Source organism: Streptosporangium sp. NPDC048886 (genome assembly GCF_055586905.1).
Genome location: NZ_JBVJHH010000015.1, coordinates 121,995 through 137,708 on the forward strand (window position 1 = coordinate 121,995; position 15,714 = coordinate 137,708).

General features: G+C 72.5%; 16 protein-coding genes. 5 read left to right on the forward strand and 11 right to left on the reverse strand.

The window, feature by feature from the left end:
* Nucleotides 1–25: 25 nt before the first annotated feature.
* Nucleotides 26–577 (forward strand): RICIN domain-containing protein, encoded by a 552-nt coding sequence (locus ACZ6R6_RS20365; RefSeq protein ID WP_470095400.1) that lies wholly within the window; start codon nt 26–28, stop codon nt 575–577.
* Between the two features lie 287 nt (nt 578–864).
* Here ACZ6R6_RS20365 and ACZ6R6_RS20370 read toward each other — a convergent pair whose 3' ends face one another.
* The 9 genes from ACZ6R6_RS20370 to ACZ6R6_RS20410 form a co-directional block, all read right to left on the reverse strand.
* Nucleotides 865–1,785, reverse strand: coding sequence for an SRPBCC family protein (locus ACZ6R6_RS20370; RefSeq protein WP_470095402.1), 921 nt, complete (start codon nt 1,783–1,785; stop codon nt 865–867).
* Between the two features lie 176 nt (nt 1,786–1,961).
* Nucleotides 1,962–2,846 carry an FAD binding domain-containing protein gene (locus tag ACZ6R6_RS20375; RefSeq protein ID WP_470095404.1) on the reverse strand — a complete coding sequence of 295 codons (885 nt, stop codon included), beginning with the start codon at nt 2,844–2,846 and terminating at the stop codon, nt 1,962–1,964.
* Nucleotides 2,843–5,353: a xanthine dehydrogenase family protein molybdopterin-binding subunit gene (locus ACZ6R6_RS20380; protein WP_470095406.1), complete on the reverse strand. Its 2,511-nt coding sequence runs from the start codon at nt 5,351–5,353 to the stop codon at nt 2,843–2,845. Before ACZ6R6_RS20380 ends, ACZ6R6_RS20375 begins: the two co-directional genes overlap by 4 nt.
* Complete coding sequence (locus ACZ6R6_RS20385) at nt 5,350–5,847, reverse strand: (2Fe-2S)-binding protein (RefSeq protein ID WP_470095408.1); 498 nt, start codon at nt 5,845–5,847, stop codon at nt 5,350–5,352. Before ACZ6R6_RS20385 ends, ACZ6R6_RS20380 begins: the two co-directional genes overlap by 4 nt.
* Nucleotides 5,848–5,939: 92 nt before the next feature.
* On the reverse strand, nt 5,940–6,365 hold the full coding sequence (locus tag ACZ6R6_RS20390) for a nuclear transport factor 2 family protein (RefSeq protein ID WP_451930523.1): 426 nt from the start codon (nt 6,363–6,365) through the stop codon (nt 5,940–5,942).
* A complete protein-coding gene (locus ACZ6R6_RS20395; protein ID WP_470095410.1) occupies nt 6,362–6,553 on the reverse strand; it encodes a ferredoxin in 192 nt (63 codons plus the stop codon). The genes ACZ6R6_RS20390 and ACZ6R6_RS20395 overlap by 4 nt, the downstream gene beginning before the upstream one ends.
* Nucleotides 6,550–7,488: a pyridoxamine 5'-phosphate oxidase family protein gene (locus ACZ6R6_RS20400; RefSeq protein WP_470095412.1), complete on the reverse strand. Its 939-nt coding sequence runs from the start codon at nt 7,486–7,488 to the stop codon at nt 6,550–6,552. Before ACZ6R6_RS20400 ends, ACZ6R6_RS20395 begins: the two co-directional genes overlap by 4 nt.
* A gap of 4 nt (nt 7,489–7,492) precedes the next feature.
* Nucleotides 7,493–7,936 (reverse strand): VOC family protein, encoded by a 444-nt coding sequence (locus ACZ6R6_RS20405; RefSeq protein WP_470095414.1) that lies wholly within the window; start codon nt 7,934–7,936, stop codon nt 7,493–7,495.
* 400 nt (nt 7,937–8,336) lie between these two features.
* Nucleotides 8,337–8,912 (reverse strand): CGNR zinc finger domain-containing protein, encoded by a 576-nt coding sequence (locus ACZ6R6_RS20410; RefSeq protein WP_470095416.1) that lies wholly within the window; start codon nt 8,910–8,912, stop codon nt 8,337–8,339.
* A gap of 331 nt (nt 8,913–9,243) precedes the next feature.
* Between ACZ6R6_RS20410 and ACZ6R6_RS20415 the strand changes: the two genes are divergently transcribed.
* The gene (locus tag ACZ6R6_RS20415) at nt 9,244–10,002 is read left to right on the forward strand and encodes a dienelactone hydrolase family protein (protein ID WP_470095418.1); all 759 of its coding nucleotides are present in this window, start codon (nt 9,244–9,246) and stop codon (nt 10,000–10,002) included.
* 211 nt (nt 10,003–10,213) lie between these two features.
* Here the strand turns inward: ACZ6R6_RS20415 and ACZ6R6_RS20420 are convergent, their stop codons facing one another.
* The gene (locus ACZ6R6_RS20420; RefSeq protein WP_470095420.1) at nt 10,214–10,420 is read right to left on the reverse strand and encodes a hypothetical protein; all 207 of its coding nucleotides are present in this window, start codon (nt 10,418–10,420) and stop codon (nt 10,214–10,216) included.
* Entirely contained in the window at nt 10,410–12,062 is a 1,653-nt protein-coding gene (locus tag ACZ6R6_RS20425) for a PspC domain-containing protein (RefSeq protein WP_470095422.1), read from the reverse strand. Before ACZ6R6_RS20425 ends, ACZ6R6_RS20420 begins: the two co-directional genes overlap by 11 nt.
* Before the next feature lie 142 nt (nt 12,063–12,204).
* On the opposite strand from ACZ6R6_RS20425, the gene ACZ6R6_RS20430 reads away from it, so the two are divergent.
* From ACZ6R6_RS20430 to ACZ6R6_RS20440, 3 genes are all read left to right on the forward strand, one after another.
* Entirely contained in the window at nt 12,205–13,419 is a 1,215-nt protein-coding gene (locus tag ACZ6R6_RS20430; RefSeq protein WP_470095424.1) for an ATP-binding protein, read from the forward strand.
* A 70-nt stretch (nt 13,420–13,489) separates the two neighbouring features.
* Complete coding sequence (locus tag ACZ6R6_RS20435) at nt 13,490–14,128, forward strand: response regulator (RefSeq protein ID WP_306859391.1); 639 nt, start codon at nt 13,490–13,492, stop codon at nt 14,126–14,128.
* 79 nt (nt 14,129–14,207) lie between these two features.
* Nucleotides 14,208–15,656 (forward strand): glutamate-cysteine ligase family protein, encoded by a 1,449-nt coding sequence (locus tag ACZ6R6_RS20440; RefSeq protein ID WP_470095426.1) that lies wholly within the window; start codon nt 14,208–14,210, stop codon nt 15,654–15,656.
* Nucleotides 15,657–15,714: the final 58 nt, after the last annotated feature.

The window sequence follows — 15,714 nt, forward strand, 5'->3', positions numbered from 1 at the left end:
GTGAGACAAGGAGAACGAGATCCAGATGCGGAATCACACAGCACGCCACCGCCTCCCACGCATCACCGCCACCGCCGTCGCCACCGCCGCCGTTTCGGCGCTGACCTTCCTCGCCCCGGGCGTCGCCCTGGCGGACACCCGGCCGGCGGAGGCGGCCAACGGCGATCTGACGATCCGGAACGAGCTCCTCGCGGGCAAGTGCCTGGACGCGGACCTGGACAGCCTCGCCAGTCCCGGCACGAAGGTCCAGCTGTGGTGGGACTGCAACGGCCAGCCCCAGCAGAAGTGGTTCATGCCGGGCGACGGCACGATCCGCAGCCGCGTCGACGCGGGCAAGTGCCTGGACGCTGACCTGAACACCCTCGAAGACCCCGCCACGAGGGTCCAGCTGTGGTGGGACTGCAACGGCCAGCCCCAGCAGAAGTGGGACCTGCCGGGCGACGGCACGATCCACAGCCGCATCCGCCCGCACAAGTGCCTGGACGCCGACCTGAACACCCGCGAGAAGCCCGCCACGGTCGTCCAGCTGTGGGCGTGCAACGGCGAGCCCCAGCAGAAGTGGACCCTCGCCGGCTGAGCACCGCCGCCCGCCGGGCCTCCGGCGGCGTCCGGGGCCGTGCGGTCGCCGCACGGCCCCGGCCCGCCACCGGTGCTCATCGCCTTCCCCCGGCGTAACCGCTTCGACCCCTCCCGGGGCGGCGTCCGACCCTGGCTGTACGGCACCGCCACCGACCTGATCGGCCGCCACCGCCGGGCCGAGATCCGCCGCTACCGGGCACTGGCCCGGACAGGCCCGCCACCGGACGAGGACGGTCACGACCAGCGCGTCGTCGACCGCGTCACGGCCGGTGGTGCGGGGCCGGCTCAGCGGCGGCGCAGCATCCGTCGGACCAGCCAGCCGGCCAGGACGAGCCCCGCCAGGGCGGCCAGCAGCGGGGCGGCGCGCTTGAGCAGGGGCAGGCCCGCGATCTCCATGAGGTCGAGGGCCTCCTCCTCGGCGGTGCGCGAGGCGCGGTGGGTGCCCGCCGGGTGGGCGTCGAGGCCGAGCGCCTTCTCCACCGCGGCCCCCTCCGGGGAGGAGGGCACCGCGGTGAGGTGACGGACCGGCTCGCCCCTCCTGGAGGGCTCGCCGGAGCCCTCGCCCGCCGGGGCCGCCCCGCCCGCCGGACCCGCGGCGTCCTCCGGCGCCGGGAGATCCGCGGGCTCCGCCAGGCCCGCCAGGCCCGCCGCGCCCGTGCCCGCCGCGCCCGTGTCCGTGCCCTCCACGCCCTCGGTGACCTGCTCGGCCGTGCCCTGCCCGGGGACCAGCGGCGGCGCGGCCGGCTCGGCGGCCGGGCTCTCCCCGAGCAGCCCGGCGAGGTTGGCCGCGAACCTGTCGATCAGCCTGCCGCCGATCTCGGCCATGACCCCCCGGCCGAACTGGGCCGGGCGGCCGGTCACGTTGAAGGAGGTCTCGACGGCGACCCGGGTGTCCGGGCCCGCGGCGTGCAGCCGCGCGGTGACCGTGGCGCCGGCCGTGCCCGAGCCCCGCGTCTCCTTGCCGGCGGCCTTGATGGTCAGGGCGTGGGCGTCCTTGTCCACGTCTTCGAACGCGGCCTCACCCTGGTAGGTCACGGTGATCGGGCCGACTTTGACCTTCATCCGGCCGGTGAAGGAGTCACCCTCCACCGTGTCGAGGGTGGCGCCCGGCAGGCAGGGCGCGACCCGCTCGACGTCGAGCAGCACCGACCATGCCTGCTCCACCGGCACCGGAACCGTGAACTCGTGCTCGAACCGCATCGCCATCGATCCGCTCCTTGTCGATCGGCCACCGTCGACCGGCCGCCCCCGCTCCTGCGACATGGCGACCGCGCGGCTGTTACCAGTCTGCCTGCCCGCACCGGCGGGAGGTGAACTCACCGCCGGCGCCGACCTGCCCCGCACCGGCCGGGAACGAGTTCCCGGCCGGTGCGGGGCGCGGTTCAGCCGGCCGTGGCCCGGACCGCCCGGTGGGTCAGCACCCGGGCCAGGTGGCGGCGGTAGTCGGGTCCGGCGTGCAGGTCCGACGGGGGCGAGGTGCCGGAGTCCGCCTGGCCGCAGGCGTCCCTGACCGGGTCGTGCGCCCCGTCGTCACCGGCCGGCGGGGAGCCCAGGCCGCGCAGCGCCGCCTCCGCCGCCCGCGCCCGCACCGGCGTCGGACCCATGTTGGTCAGCCCGATCCGCGCCTCCTCGATGGTCTCGCCGGCACGCCGTACGGCCGCCGCCACGCCGACGATCGCCCACGCCTGCGCGGTCCGGTGGAACTTCTCGTAGTGGTAGCCCCAGCCGGGGCCGAGTTTGGGCACCCGGACGCCGACCAGCACCTCGCCGGGCCCGAGTGCGGACTCCAGGTAGTCGACGAAGAACTCGGCCGCCGGGATCTCCCGCTCGCCCTCGCCCGACCTGACGACGAACACGCAGTCCAGCGCCAGGGCGACGGCGGGCAGGTCGCCGGCGGGGTCGGCGTGGGCCATCGATCCGCCGAACGTGCCGCGGTGCCGTACGGCGGGGTCGGCGACCGTGGCGGTGGCCAGCGCGACCAGCGGGATCTGCTCCCTGACCAGGGCGGAGCGGAGCACCTCGTCGTGTGTGGTGAGCGCGCCGACGAACACGTGGTCGCCCCGGTCCTCGACGCCGTGCAGCTCGGGCAGCCGGCCCAGGTCCACCAGCGCGGCCGGGTAGGCCAGCCGCAGGCGCAGCAGCGGCAGCAGGGACTGGCCGCCGGCCAGCACCTTGACGTCGTCGCCGGAGGCGTCGGCCTCGGCGAGCACGCCGCAGGCCTCCTCCAGCGTGGCGGGCCGGATGTAGTCGAACGGAGCGGGGATCATCGGGCGCCCTCCTCGGGCGTGGAAGCGGACGCGGTCGTCTCCCCGGCTCCGGACGCGGCCGGCTCTCCGGTCCCGGTCCCGGTCCCGGACGTGGCCGCCGGCGCGGGCGCTCCCGCCTCGGAGACCAGGCGCCAGATCCGTTCCGGGGTGCACGGCATCCGCACGTCGTGCACGCCGTACGGGCGCAGCGCGTCGACGACCGCGTTGACGACGGCCGGGGTCGAGGCGATCGTCCCGGCCTCGCCGACGCCCTTGACGCCCAGCGGGTTGCTGGTCGCCGGGGTCTCGGTGCGGCCGGTGGTGAAGTCGGGCAGGTCGGCCGCCGACGGGATCAGGTAGTCGGCCATGGTCGTGGTGAGCAGGTTGCCCTCGGAGTCGTGGACCGCCTCCTCGAACAGCGCCTGGCCGATGCCCTGCGCGATGCCGCCGTGCACCTGGCCCTCGACGATCAGCGGGTTCACCACGGAGCCCACGTCGTCCACGGCCACGTAGGAGCGGATCGCGCACGCGCCGGTCTCGGTGTCCACCTCGACCGCGCACAGGTGGGTGCCGTGCGGGAAGGAGAAGTTGTCCGGGTCGAAGGTCGCCTCGGCGTCGAGCCCGGGCTCGACGCCGTCGGGCAGGTCGTGCGCGGCGAAGGCGGCCAGCGCGAGCTCCTGGATGGTCTTCCCCTCAGATGTCCCGCGCACGGTGAACGACCCGTCGGCGAACTCGACGTCGTCGGCGGCGGCCTCAAGCATGTGCGCGGCGAGCTGCCGGGCCTTGTCCTTCACCTTCTCGCAGGCCGCCAGGACGGCGACGCCGCCCACGACCAGTGAGCGCGAGCCGTAGGTGTCCATGCCCTTGTGGGAGATCGCCGTGTCGCCGTGGAGCACGGCGACGTCGCCGAACGGCACGCCCAGCGCGTCGGCCGCGATCTGGCTCCAGGCCGTCTCGTGCCCCTGGCCGTGCGGGCTGGTCCCGGTGACCACCTCGACCTTGCCGGTGGGCAGCATCCGGACCGTGGCGTGCTCCCACCCGCCGGCGCCGTAGCTCAGGCTCCCCAGCACGCGCGAGGGCGCCAGACCGCACATCTCGGTGTAGGTCGAGACCCCGATGCCGAGCTGCACCGGGTCCCGCCGCTCCCGCCGGTCGGTCTGCTCGGCCCGGAGCTTGTCGTAACCGAACAGCGCGAGCGCCTTGTCCGTCGCGGCCTCGTAGTTGCCGGAGTCGTAGGTGAGCCCGCAGATCGTCTCGTACGGGAACTCCTGGTGGGTGATCCAGCTGCGCCGCCGTACCTCGACGGGGTCCAGGCCCAGCTCGTGCGCGAGCTCGTCCATGGCCCGCTCGATGGCGAAGGTGGCCTCGGGACGGCCGGCGCCCCGGTAGGCGTCGGTCGGCATCTTGGTGGTGAAGACGCCGGTGCAGGTGAAGTCGTAGGCGTCCATTTTGTAGATGCCGTTGTACATGAACGCGCCGAGCAGCGGGACGCCGGGCGTGACCAGCATCAGGTAGGCGCCCATGTCGGCGAGGAGGTCCACCCGGACGCCCCGCAGCCGCCCGTCCCGCTCGGCCGCGAGGGAGATCCGCTGGAGCTGGTCGCGGCCGTGGTGCACGGTCAGGTTGCCCTCGGAGCGCGACTCGGTCCACTTCACCGGCTTGCCCAGCCGCCTGGTGACGAGCAGGGCGAGCACCTCCTCGGCGGTGACCTGGAGCTTGGAGCCGAAGCCGCCGCCCACATCGGGGGCGACCACGCGCAGCTTGTGCTCGGGGATGCCGGTCGTCAGCGCGAGCATGACGCGCAGCACGTGCGGGATCTGCGTGGCGGAGTAGAGGGTGAAGTCGTCGCCGTCGGTGGTGGCCACGACCGCGCGGGGCTCCATCGCGGTCGGGATGAGCCGCTGCTGCACGTAGGTGCGCTCGATCACCACGGGGGCGTCCCGGAACGCCGCGTCGATGTCACCCCCGGCGAACTTCCAGGTGAAGGCCCGGTTGCCGGACTCGTGGACCAGGGGAGCGTCCTCGGCGAGCGCCTCGGTCATGTCGGTCACCGCGGCCAGCGGTTCGTAGTCGACCTCGATGGCCTCCAGGGCGTCGGCGGCCTTGTAGCGGTCGGTGGCGACCACGCAGGCCACCGCCTCGCCCGCGTAGCGGACCTCGCGCACCGCCATCGGCGGGTGGTCGGGGATGACGATGTCCTCGGTGACCGGCCACGCGCACGGCAGGCTGCCCTGCTCGTCGGCGAGATCCTGGCCGCTGTAGACCGCGACCACGCCCGGCCGGCCGCGTGCGGCCGAGGTGTCCACCCGGGTGATCCGGGCGTGCGCCATCGGGCTGCGCAGGAACGCCATGTACAGCATGCCGGGGAGCTGGATGTTGTCGGTCCACGTGGTCCGGCCGGTGACCAGCCGGGCGTCTTCCTTGCGCCTGCGGGCCCGGCCGACCTCGCGCGCGCCGGAGGGCTCGCCGAGCCGGCCGCTCTCGGCGATCTGCTCGGCGACCAGCCCGGCGTCGAGTTGCTCGCTCATGACGCCGGGACCTCCCGCTCCTGACGGGCCTGCGACATCTCCTGGGCGCCGCGCCGTACCGCCCGGACGATGTTGCAGTAGCCGGTGCACCGGCACAGGTTGCCTTCCAGCCCCTTGCGGACGGCCTCCTCCGACGGGTCCGGGTCGTCGCGGAGCAGGTCGATCGCGGCCATGATCATGCCTGGGGTGCAGTATCCGCACTGCAGGGCGTGCTCGGTGTGGAAGGCCTTCTGCATGGGGTGCCACTCGCCCCCCTGGGCCAGGCCCTCGATCGTGACGACGTCGCTCCCGTCGGCCTGTACGGCGAGCACCGAGCAGCTCTTGGCGCTCCTGCCGTCGAGCAGCACCGTGCAGGCTCCGCAGTTGCTCGTGTCGCAGCCGACGGGTGTCCCCGTCCTGCCGAGCCGATCTCTCAGTAGGTGGACGAGGAGAAGACGCGGCTCGACCTCCTCCTCGTAGGTGATTCCGTCGACGGTGACGGTGATGCGAGGCATACGTCCTCCAAGAACACCCACGCGGGGCAGGAGAAGTGAGAGCCGACAGAAGTGAACGTACGCCCCTGTTGTTCCCGGTCAACCCCCTGGTATCACGTCAACGGAAGTTCCTTCGGTGTGCGGCCGCCGAGGATGCGGCGGTCCGCCTCGTCGATCCGGACGTCGTTGATGCTCGCCTCGCGGCGCCGCATCAGCCCGTCGTCGGCGAACTCCCACAGCTCGTTGCCGTAACTGCGCCACCACTGACCGTCCGCGTCGTGCCACTCGTACTGGAACCGTACGGCGATGCGGTTGCCGCCGAACGTCCACAGCTCCTTGCGGAGCGCGTAGTCCTGCTCCCGGGCCCACTTGCGGGTGAGGAACTCCCTGATCTCCTCGCGTCCGGTGACGGACTCCTCCCGGTTGCGCCAGACCGAGTCGGGCGTGTAGGCGAGCGAGACCCGCTCGGGATCCCGTGTGTTCCACGCGTCCTCGGCGGCCTGCACCTTGGCCCTGGCCGTCTCCTCGGTGAAATTCATGCTTCCTCCAGGAATATCGCCTGCACGGGGCAGGCCCGCGCGGCCTCCTCGACCGCGTCGATCAACTCGTCGCCCGGTTCGGCGACATGGACCAGCTCGTCGTTGTCATCCAGCTCGAACACCTCGGGCGCGGCGAACACGCACTGCGCGTGCACCTGGCACAGCGCCCGGTCCACGACGACTCTCATCGGGGCCCTCTTTCCCCGTCGGATCCCGTCGCGTGTCCCGCCGGCCCCTCCGGGGAGGCGGCGTGCAGCGGCGGGTTGAAACGGGAGTATCCGTCGAATCTCCAGCGGAGCGGGCTCGCCCCCCGGACGTGGACGGCCCGGTCCACCTCGAACTCGACCAGTCGCTGCGCCCCCGGGACGTCCCGCGGGTCCCAGTCGACGCGTGCCCGCCCGGTCAGGTGCAGCGCCTCGCCGCTGTCCCAGCCGAGGAAGAGCAGGCCGCAGCTGTCGTCCAGCTCCAGGTTGCCGAGCGTCATGTACATCGAGTTGCCGACGTAGTCGGGCCAGACCAGCCGCCGCTCGCCGACCACCCGGACGAACCCCGGGTTGCCGCCCCGGTGGGACAGGTCGGCGCCGAGCCCCGCCGCCCGGGTGGCGACGAAGAACGTGTCGGCGCTCTCGATCCAGGCCCGGTGCCCGCCGGTGAGCGCCTCCGTGGTTGAGACGGTCGCGGAAGGTCCGGCGGGCCCATCCGAGATGTCCCGCGTCTGGATGTATTTGGGGCAGTTCGCATAGGTCTGCTCGGTGTGGACGATCAGCCGACCGCCGTCACGCCGGACGGTGCCGTTGATCCGCATCCTGCGTCTGGTCTGCGGCTCGATGGCGAGCATCCCGATCTCCCCGGCGGCCAGCCCCGCCAGCGGGTCGTGATCGCCGGGCACCGCCTCGACCACGACCGTCCGCTCGTCCACCGCCTCGGCGAACCCCGCCGCCCCTGTAAGCGGGCTCGCCCACAGCAGCCCTTCCCGGTCCGCGGCCCCGATCAGCAGCATCCGCTGCCGCCGCAGGAATTCGGCGGCCACCGCCGGGATCTCCGGCCTGGCCGAGGCCGAGCCCCACGCCCCGGGGCGCACCCCGGCCCGCCGCTGGACCGCCAGCTCTCCCGCGTGTCTCATGGTCTTAGAAGAAGCCGCAGGTGGGAGCGCCGGCGGTCGGGGCGGGCCGCGCGCCGGCGCCGCTGGGCGCGAAGATCTCCAGCCGGATCCCGTCCGGGTCCTCGAAGAACACCCCGCCCGAGGACGCCCCCTCGCCGTGCGGCACCACGCCGTCGTGGTGGAGCGTGGCCCCGAGCTCCCGGATCACGGTCTCGGCGCGGTGGACCGCCTCGATGTCCGGCACCTGGAAGGACAGGTGGTGCAGCCCAGGCAGACCGGTGGCCGAGCGGCCCTCGCTCTGTTGCCAGAGGGTCAGCAGGAGGTCGCCGTCGAGGCCGAGGAAGGCGTAGCGGCGGTCCGCCTCGCCCGACTCGCCGAAGACCTGGAAGCCGAAGACCTTCAGGTAGAAGTCCTTGGACCTGTCGAGGTCGGTGACGTTGAGGCCGACATGGCCGGTCTTGAAGGTCATCCCATCTCCCATCACGTTTCTAACGGATGCGTCCGTTAGGTACCTGAAAGTAATCTAACGGAATTTACAAGAAAGCTCCGTTAGAAATATGTGATGTAGCTCACTCCTTCTTGGAGTCGCGGTGCTCCCGCCGTCCGCCCGCGCGGCACCCGGAGCCGCCGGGCGGGGCGTCCACGCGGCGGGACCGTGTGGACGCCCGCGTGGGCGGAAGGGGGAGGGGAGGCGGAAAGGAGAGGCGGAAGGGGAAGGGAAGGGTGCGGCGAGAGGGGAGGAGCGCGGCGGGTGGGACCGGCCAGGCTGCGGACCCGCGGGTCACCGGCCCTTGCGCCGGCGGTAGCGGCGAGCGGACCTACGGGTCACCGGCCCTTGCGCCGGCGGTAGTGGCGGGCGGACCTACGGGTCACCGGCCCTTGTGCTGGTGGTAGTGGCGGGCGGCGCGGGCCCGGTTGCCGCACCCGACCGAGCACCACTCCTGGCGCGGGTGCTCCTTGACGAAATAGAGCACGCAGCGCGGGGCCGGGCAGGCGTGCAGCTGCCCGCGCTCCGGCCCGGCCAGCAGCGCTATCGCCGAGGCCGCGAGGGCCGCGCGGATGCGCGCCGACTCGCCGGCCCGGCCCGCGGGGACGTCCGTGGCCACCGGCTCGCCCCCGTCCGGCCACTCCAGCCTCGGGGCCCGCGGCACGGCGAGCGCCGCGGCGTTGACCAGGTCGAGCGAGGCGGCGGCCCCCGGCAGCCGGTCGGCGTCGGCGCTGCTCACCGGGCCTGGCGCGACGGCCCTGGCGAACAGGGCCCGGACGGCCTGCCGCAGCTCGATCACCTCACGCCACAGGTCCTCCGTGGCGGTGAAGTCGGTGGCGAGCCCCAGCTCGGCGGCGTGCGCCCGGCCCCAGTCGGTCATGCCCGCGACGTCCGAGAGCGTGTCCAGAGGACCGCTCCGCGTCGCGCGGACCGTGCTGACGAACTCCAGGGCCAACATCCTTCAAGCCTAACGCTTGAGGGACCTTGAAGCCGTGAGGTCGGCATGGGTCCTGTTCCGTGGACCACGCCGGAGAACCGCTGACGCGATGAGCCGAGACGGCGCCGGCGGATCATGATCCGCGGTCGCCGGGGACGGGCGTCCTGGACGTGGCGGAGATCTGATACCGTCGCGGTGCACGTCATCGACCCGTCGCCGTGGAGGCGACCGGACTTGGGAGGTGAGACCCATTCCCGCTGTATCAGGCAGGGTGCTCCCTCAGTCCGCCGTGCGGTCAAGCTGACACAGGTGGCCGAGGGAATGCCCGCAGGCATTTCGAAAGGCAGAACCTGTGCGTTTCACCTCGCAGACGATCTCCGACGGCATCTCGGAACGACTGTTCACCCTCGGCGACGTCCCCGGCGTCCTCTGGTCACCTGACGGCGCCACCGGCCGCCGTCCCCTGGTCCTGCTGGCCCACGGCGGTGGCCAGCACAAGAAGGCCCCCGGTCTGCTGGCCCGTGCCCACCACTATGTGAAGGCGTGCGGCTTCGCGGTGGCGGCCATCGACGCGCCCGGGCACGGTGACCGGCCCCGGTCGGAGCAGGACACGCGGTCCGTGGCGGTCCTCAGGGAGCGGATGGCGGCGGGCCGGCCCGTCGGCCGGCACATCGCACGCGAAAACGCCGCACGAGCGGTACGGGCGGTCCCCGAATGGCAGGCCACGCTGGACGCGCTGCAGGGACTCGACTGCGTCGGCGCGGACGGGCCGGTGGGGTTCTGGGGCGTTTCGATGGGCAGCGCGATCGGCGTCCCGCTCGCCGCCGCCGAACCGCGGATCACCGCCGCCGTCTTCGGCCTCGCCGGCCATGAGACCCTGGCCGAGGCGGCGTCCCGGGTCACCGTCCCGGTCGAGTTCCTGCTGCAGTGGGACGACGAGCTGGTGCCGCGCGATTCGGCTCTCGCGCTGTTCGACGCCTTCGCCACGCGGGAGAAGACGCTGCACGCCAATCCCGGCGGCCACACGGCCGTGCCCGCGTTCGAGCTGGGCAGCTCCCAGCGCTTCTTCACCCGTCACCTCGCCGGCGACGCTTCCGCGGCGGCCGGGTAACGGCCGACTCCGCGGCGCATGAGTAAGGGCGCATGAGTGAGGCGGAGCCGGCCGCTGCCCGGCCGGCTCCGCCGCGCGTGAGTGGGACCGAGACGTACGCCAGGGCGGCGCCACCGTCGACGGTGAGGGCGGTGCCGGTGCCGGGCAGTTCGGACGGTGAAGGGCCGGCGCCGCTCCGCCCGCCTGCTCGGCGGAACGGAGCACCGGAGCACTAGCGCCGGAACGCCCGGGCGAGGATGGCGACCAGGCCCGCGAAGCCCAGGCCGCCCAGCACGACCGGGAGCATGATCAGCGGATCGATGGCCGGCCGGCTGATGAACACGGTCCCGACCGCGATGAACAGCACGCCGCTGAGCAGGGCCATCCAGTCCGTGCGGTGCCGCCCGCCGCGCCCGGTCCGCTCGACCTCAGGCCGCACGGCGCACCTCCACGTCTCCGATGCCCGCCCTGACGTTCAGGACGATGGTCGCGACGTCGCCCTCCGGGGTCACCTCCGGCTCCAGGACCTTGCTGAGCTGGATGTCGGCCCCGCCCTCCAGCTCGTGGTCGATCTTGACGTCGCCGAGCTTGGTGTAGCCGTTGACCTCGATCCGGGCCGTCGGCGGCAGGATCACGCTGATCTCGCCCACCGAGACGGACGCCTCGAGGACCGTCCGCGAGCCCGGTGGGAAGGTCAGCTCGCTGAGGTCGAGCGCGCCCTCGCCGACGCCCACCGTGTATTCCTTGGCCACATCGGACATCAGGACCGGCTCCCAGTGGTAGCTGCCGAACTTCTTCGGCATGTCGGTCAGCGTGGCCCCCGCGACCAGGGCGATGGAGATGAGCGTGCCCGCCGCGACCAGGGCCGCGCCCCGGCCGAACCACGCGGCGACCAGGAGGCCGGCGCCGATGGTGACCAGCGCCGCGCCGCCGGCGATCGTCATGTTGACCGTCCCCGAAGTGGCTTGGATCGCCATGATGATCCCTCCAACGACCATGGCCAGGCATAGGGTGACGCTTCCGATGAACGACCGGGGCCGCTTCGGCCGGGGCGCGGTCCGGACCGGCCCGCCGTACCCGGAGAGGTCATAGGGGGCGTAGGGCTGCTGCCGCCTGCGCGGGTCCAGGGGCTGGTAGGGGCCGTACGGCGAGAACGGCTCGCCGGAGGAGTCGAACGACGGCACGGCGGTGCGGTAGGGCGGGGGCGGCGCGTTCCCGGCCCGCGGCGTGCTCGGATGCCGCGGCACGTTCTCGGAGGGCGGGGCGCTCCCGGAGGACGGCGTGTGCTCGGGGAGTGGGACGCCTTCGGAGGGCGAGGTGTCCTCCGCTGGCGGGGCGCTCCCGGAGGACGGGACGCTCTCGGAGGACGGCGTCCCCGTGGAGAACGGGACGCTCGTGGAGAACGTGACGTCCCCGGCCGCCGAGGTGCCCGCGCTCGGCCGGGCGGTCTCCGGGGCCGGGCCCGCGGACGGGGGCTGGGCCGCGTGGGGGGCGGTGGGTGCCGCTCCGGCCCACGGGCGCCCGGTGGGATAGGGCTCCGCGATGGGCGGCTGCGCGGGGCCGAACGCGGCGGGCGGCCGGGGAACGCGGCGGCCGCGCAGCCGGTCGGGCAGGGAGCGGGCCACGGCGAGCAGGTCGACGCCGCGCGCGTGGGCGACGAGCATGGCGATGGCGAACAGCGTGCCGACCACGACCGTGCCGGTGCTGACGCCGTCCGAGGACACGTTGATGATCAACCCCAGCGCGAACACGCCGGTCAGCAGGGCCAGCACGGTCTCGCTGTCGAAGGTGCGCCGGGTCCACTGCTCCATGTATCCCGGACCGCCGTTCGTCTCCCGCATCAGCAGGAACGCCGCGATGTAGAGCATGACGCCGATCCCCGAACCGAGGATCAGCACGGCGAAACCGACGCGGAACAGCACCGGGTCGACACCGGCGTAGCGGCCCAGGCCGGCGCATACGCCGGTGAGCATGCGGCCCTCGTTGCTGCGCTGGAGCACGCGCTCCTCGCCGAAGGTGAATGCGGAGGGCGAGTCGGACAAGGTGCTCGCCGGGTCCTGTGCGCTCCCGGTGTCGGTCATGTTCCCATCGTGGCCCCTCTCCGGTGGGGGCCGCATCCGGGAGACCCCTGAGTCCTCCCGGAGCGCGCGGCCCCTCCTCAGGGTCGTGTCAGGGGAACGCCGGATGCGGTGAGGGGCCCCGACGTGTGACGATGCTGACGATATGGCTGAGCGACAGACAATTCATGACGCGGCGCCCGCGACTTCCGAGGAGCCCGCCTCCCCCCGGCTGATGAGGCCGGTGGAGGGGCGCCTGGTCGCCGGCGTGGCCCAGGGCGCCGCCGCCCAGCTCGGGCTCGACCCGGTCGTGCTGCGGCTGGCGTTCGTGCTGCTCACTGTGTTGGACGGGATCGGCACCGTGGCCTACGCGGCGCTGTGGATGTTCACCCCGCGTGAGCCGTACGAGGGCAGGGAGCCCGACCGGGACTGGAGCCAGCTCGCCGCCTACGGCGCGGTGGGGCTGGCGCTGATGGCCCTGGGCTGGCTCACCGGCACCTCGAAGGGCGGGATCGGCGCCTGGCCCATCGCGGTCGGCGGGATCGGCTCGCTCATCCTGTGGCAGCAGGCCGACCCCGACCGGCGACGGCGCTGGATGAGCACGACGGTCGGGCAGGTGCGCCGGAACCGGGTGCGCACCTTCGCCGGCCTGGGGCTCGTCGTCGTCGGCGCGATCGGCTTCCTGGTGGCCAACAACGAGCTGAGCAAGGCGCGTTCCGGCATCGTCTTCACGCTGGTGGTCGTGGGCGGCGTCGCGCTCATCGCGGCCCCCTGGCTGGCCGGCCTGTGGAAGGAGCTGCAGCGGGAGCGCCGTGAGCGCATCCGCCAGGAGGAGCGTGCCGAGATGGCCGCGCACGTGCACGACTCCGTGCTGCACACGCTCACGCTGATCCAGCGCAACGCCCATGACTCGCGCGAGGTGACGCGGCTGGCCCGCTCCCAGGAGCGTGAGCTGCGCAACTGGCTCTACCAGCCGAAACAGGACGCCGACGCGTCGGTGGCCGCGGCGGTGCGCCGGGCCGCGGCCGAAGAGGAGGACACGCACGGGGTGCCGATCGAGGTCGTCTGCGTCGGCGACCACCCGCTGACTCCGGAATTGTCGGCGATGATGCAGGCCGCCAGACAAGCTATGGTCAACGCCGCGAAATACTCTGAATCATCGGTCATCTCCGTCTACGCCGAGGCGGAGCCGGAGGAGGTCGTCATCTTCGTCCGGGACCGTGGTGTCGGGTTCGACATGGAGCAGGTGCCCGTGGACCGGATGGGCATCCGCCAGTCGATCATCGGCAGGATGGAGCGCCACGGCGGCAGCGCCCGCGTGCGGACCGCACCCGGCGAGGGCACGGAAGTGATGTTGACCATGAAGCTGGAGAAGACGTGAGCGAACGAGCCAGGAAGAATCGGGCCGGGGAGAGCGGCGGTGCGGGGACGCGGCCGGTGAGGGAGGACTCATGAGCACCGTCAAGGTCTTGATCGTCGACGACCATCGGCTGTTCCGCTCGGGTGTCCGCGCCGAACTGGGCGACTCCATCGAGGTGATCGGGGAGGCCGAGGACGTCGAGTCCGCGGTCAGGACGATCGCCGAGCTCCAGCCCGACGTGGTCCTGCTCGACGTGCACATGCCCGGCGGCGGCGGTCAGGAGGTCCTGCGCCGCGTCCTGGGCTCCGGCTCCACGGTCCGCTTCCTCGCGCTGTCGGTCTCCGACGCGGCCGAGGACGTCATCGGCGTGATCCGCGGCGGTGCCCGGGGCTACGTCACCAAGACCATCAGCGGTCGCGAGCTCACCGACGCGATCCGCCGGGTGGCCGAGGGCGACGCGGTGTTCTCCCCGAGGCTGGCGGGCTTCGTGCTGGACGCCTTCGCCTCCAGCGAGGCTCCGCCGATCGACCCCGAGCTCGACTCGCTGACCCAGCGCGAGCGCGAGGTCCTGCGCCTGATCGCCCGCGGCTACGCCTACAAGGAGATCGCCAAGGAGCTGTTCATCTCGGTCAAGACCGTGGAGACCCACGTCTCGTCCGTCCTGCGCAAGCTCCAGCTCTCCAACCGCCACGAGCTCTCCCGGTGGGCGACCGCGCGACGCTTGGTCTGACCCGTACTAACTTGGTCTGACCTGTACTATCTGTAACTTATGTGCGACTCTGCGAAGTATGGGTCGCGATGTGCCTGCGATGGTGTTCAATCGGGAGGACCGACGGCGATACCGGGACAAGGTCCGCCGATGTCTTGACGTCTTCGCGCAGCTGCTGCGCGAGTCCAGGTTCGAGTTCGACCGGCCGAGAGCCGGGCTGGAGATCGAACTCAACCTGGTGGACGACCGCGGCGAGCCCGCGATGAAGAACGCCGAGGTGCTGGCGGCGATCGCCGAACCGGACTGGGCGACCGAGCTCGGCCAGTTCAACGTGGAGATCAACGTCATGCCGGAGTCCCTTGAGGGGGACGGTCCCGTGCGGCTGGAGAAGGTGGTGCGGGACCGGCTCAACCACGCGGAGGAACGCGCGCGCACGGTCGGCGGGCACCTGATGATGGCCGGCATCCTGCCCACGCTCCGGGAGGAGGACGTGCACGAGGGCACCCTGTCGGCCAACCCGCGCTACAAGCTGCTCAACGAGCAGATCTTCCAGGCCAGGGGCGAGGACCTGCACCTGGCGATCCACGGCGAGGAGGCCCTGGAGACCTACGCCGACAGCATCACCCCCGAGGCGGCCTGCACGAGCCTCCAGCTCCACCTCCAGGTCAGCCCGCAGGCGTTCGCCGCCCACTGGAACGCGGCCCAGGTCATCGCCGGCCCCCAGGTGGCGGTGGCGGCCAACTCACCGTTCCTGTTCGGCCGGCGGCTCTGGCAGGAGACCAGGATCCCGCTGTTCGAGCAGGCCACCGACACCCGTCCGGTGGAGCTGAAGGCCCAGGGCGTGCGGCCGCGGGTCTGGTTCGGCGAGCGGTGGATCACCTCGGTCTTCGACCTGTTCGAGGAGAACGCGCGCTACTTCCCCGCGCTCCTGCCCATGTGCGAGGACGCCGACCCGCGCGAGGAACTGGCCCGTGGCGTCACCCCCGAGCTCGGCGAGCTGACCCTGCACAACGGCACCGTCTACCGATGGAACCGGCCGGTCTACGCCGTCGTCGACGACACCCCGCACCTGCGGGTGGAGAACCGGGTGCTGCCCGCCGGACCGTCGGTCGCGGACGTCGCCGCCAACGCCGTGTTCTACTACGGTCTCATGCGCGTGCTCCCCCACGCCGAACGGCCGGTGTGGACGCGCATGTCCTTCGCCGCCGCCGCGGACAACCTGCACGCCGCCGCCCGGCACGGGCTGGAGGCGCGCCTCTACTGGCCGGGCCTGGGCGAGGTGGCCGCCGCCGAGCTGATCCTGCGCCGCCTGCTGCCGCTCGCCTACGAGGGCCTCGACCTGTGGGGGGTCGACCCCGGCCCCAGGGACCGGCTGCTCGGCATCATCGAACGACGGTGCGTGACCGGCAGGACGGGGGCGAACTGGCAGATCGACACGGTGAACGCGCTGGGAGATCTCGACAGGCACGAGGCGCTGCGCCGGATGACCCTGCGCTACATCGAGCACATGCACACCAACGAGCCCGTGCACACCTGGCCGTCCCCCTGACCCGGTGGAGGCCGTCGCCCGTGCCGTGGGCGCCCCGTCGCACGAGGAGGGCCGGCCG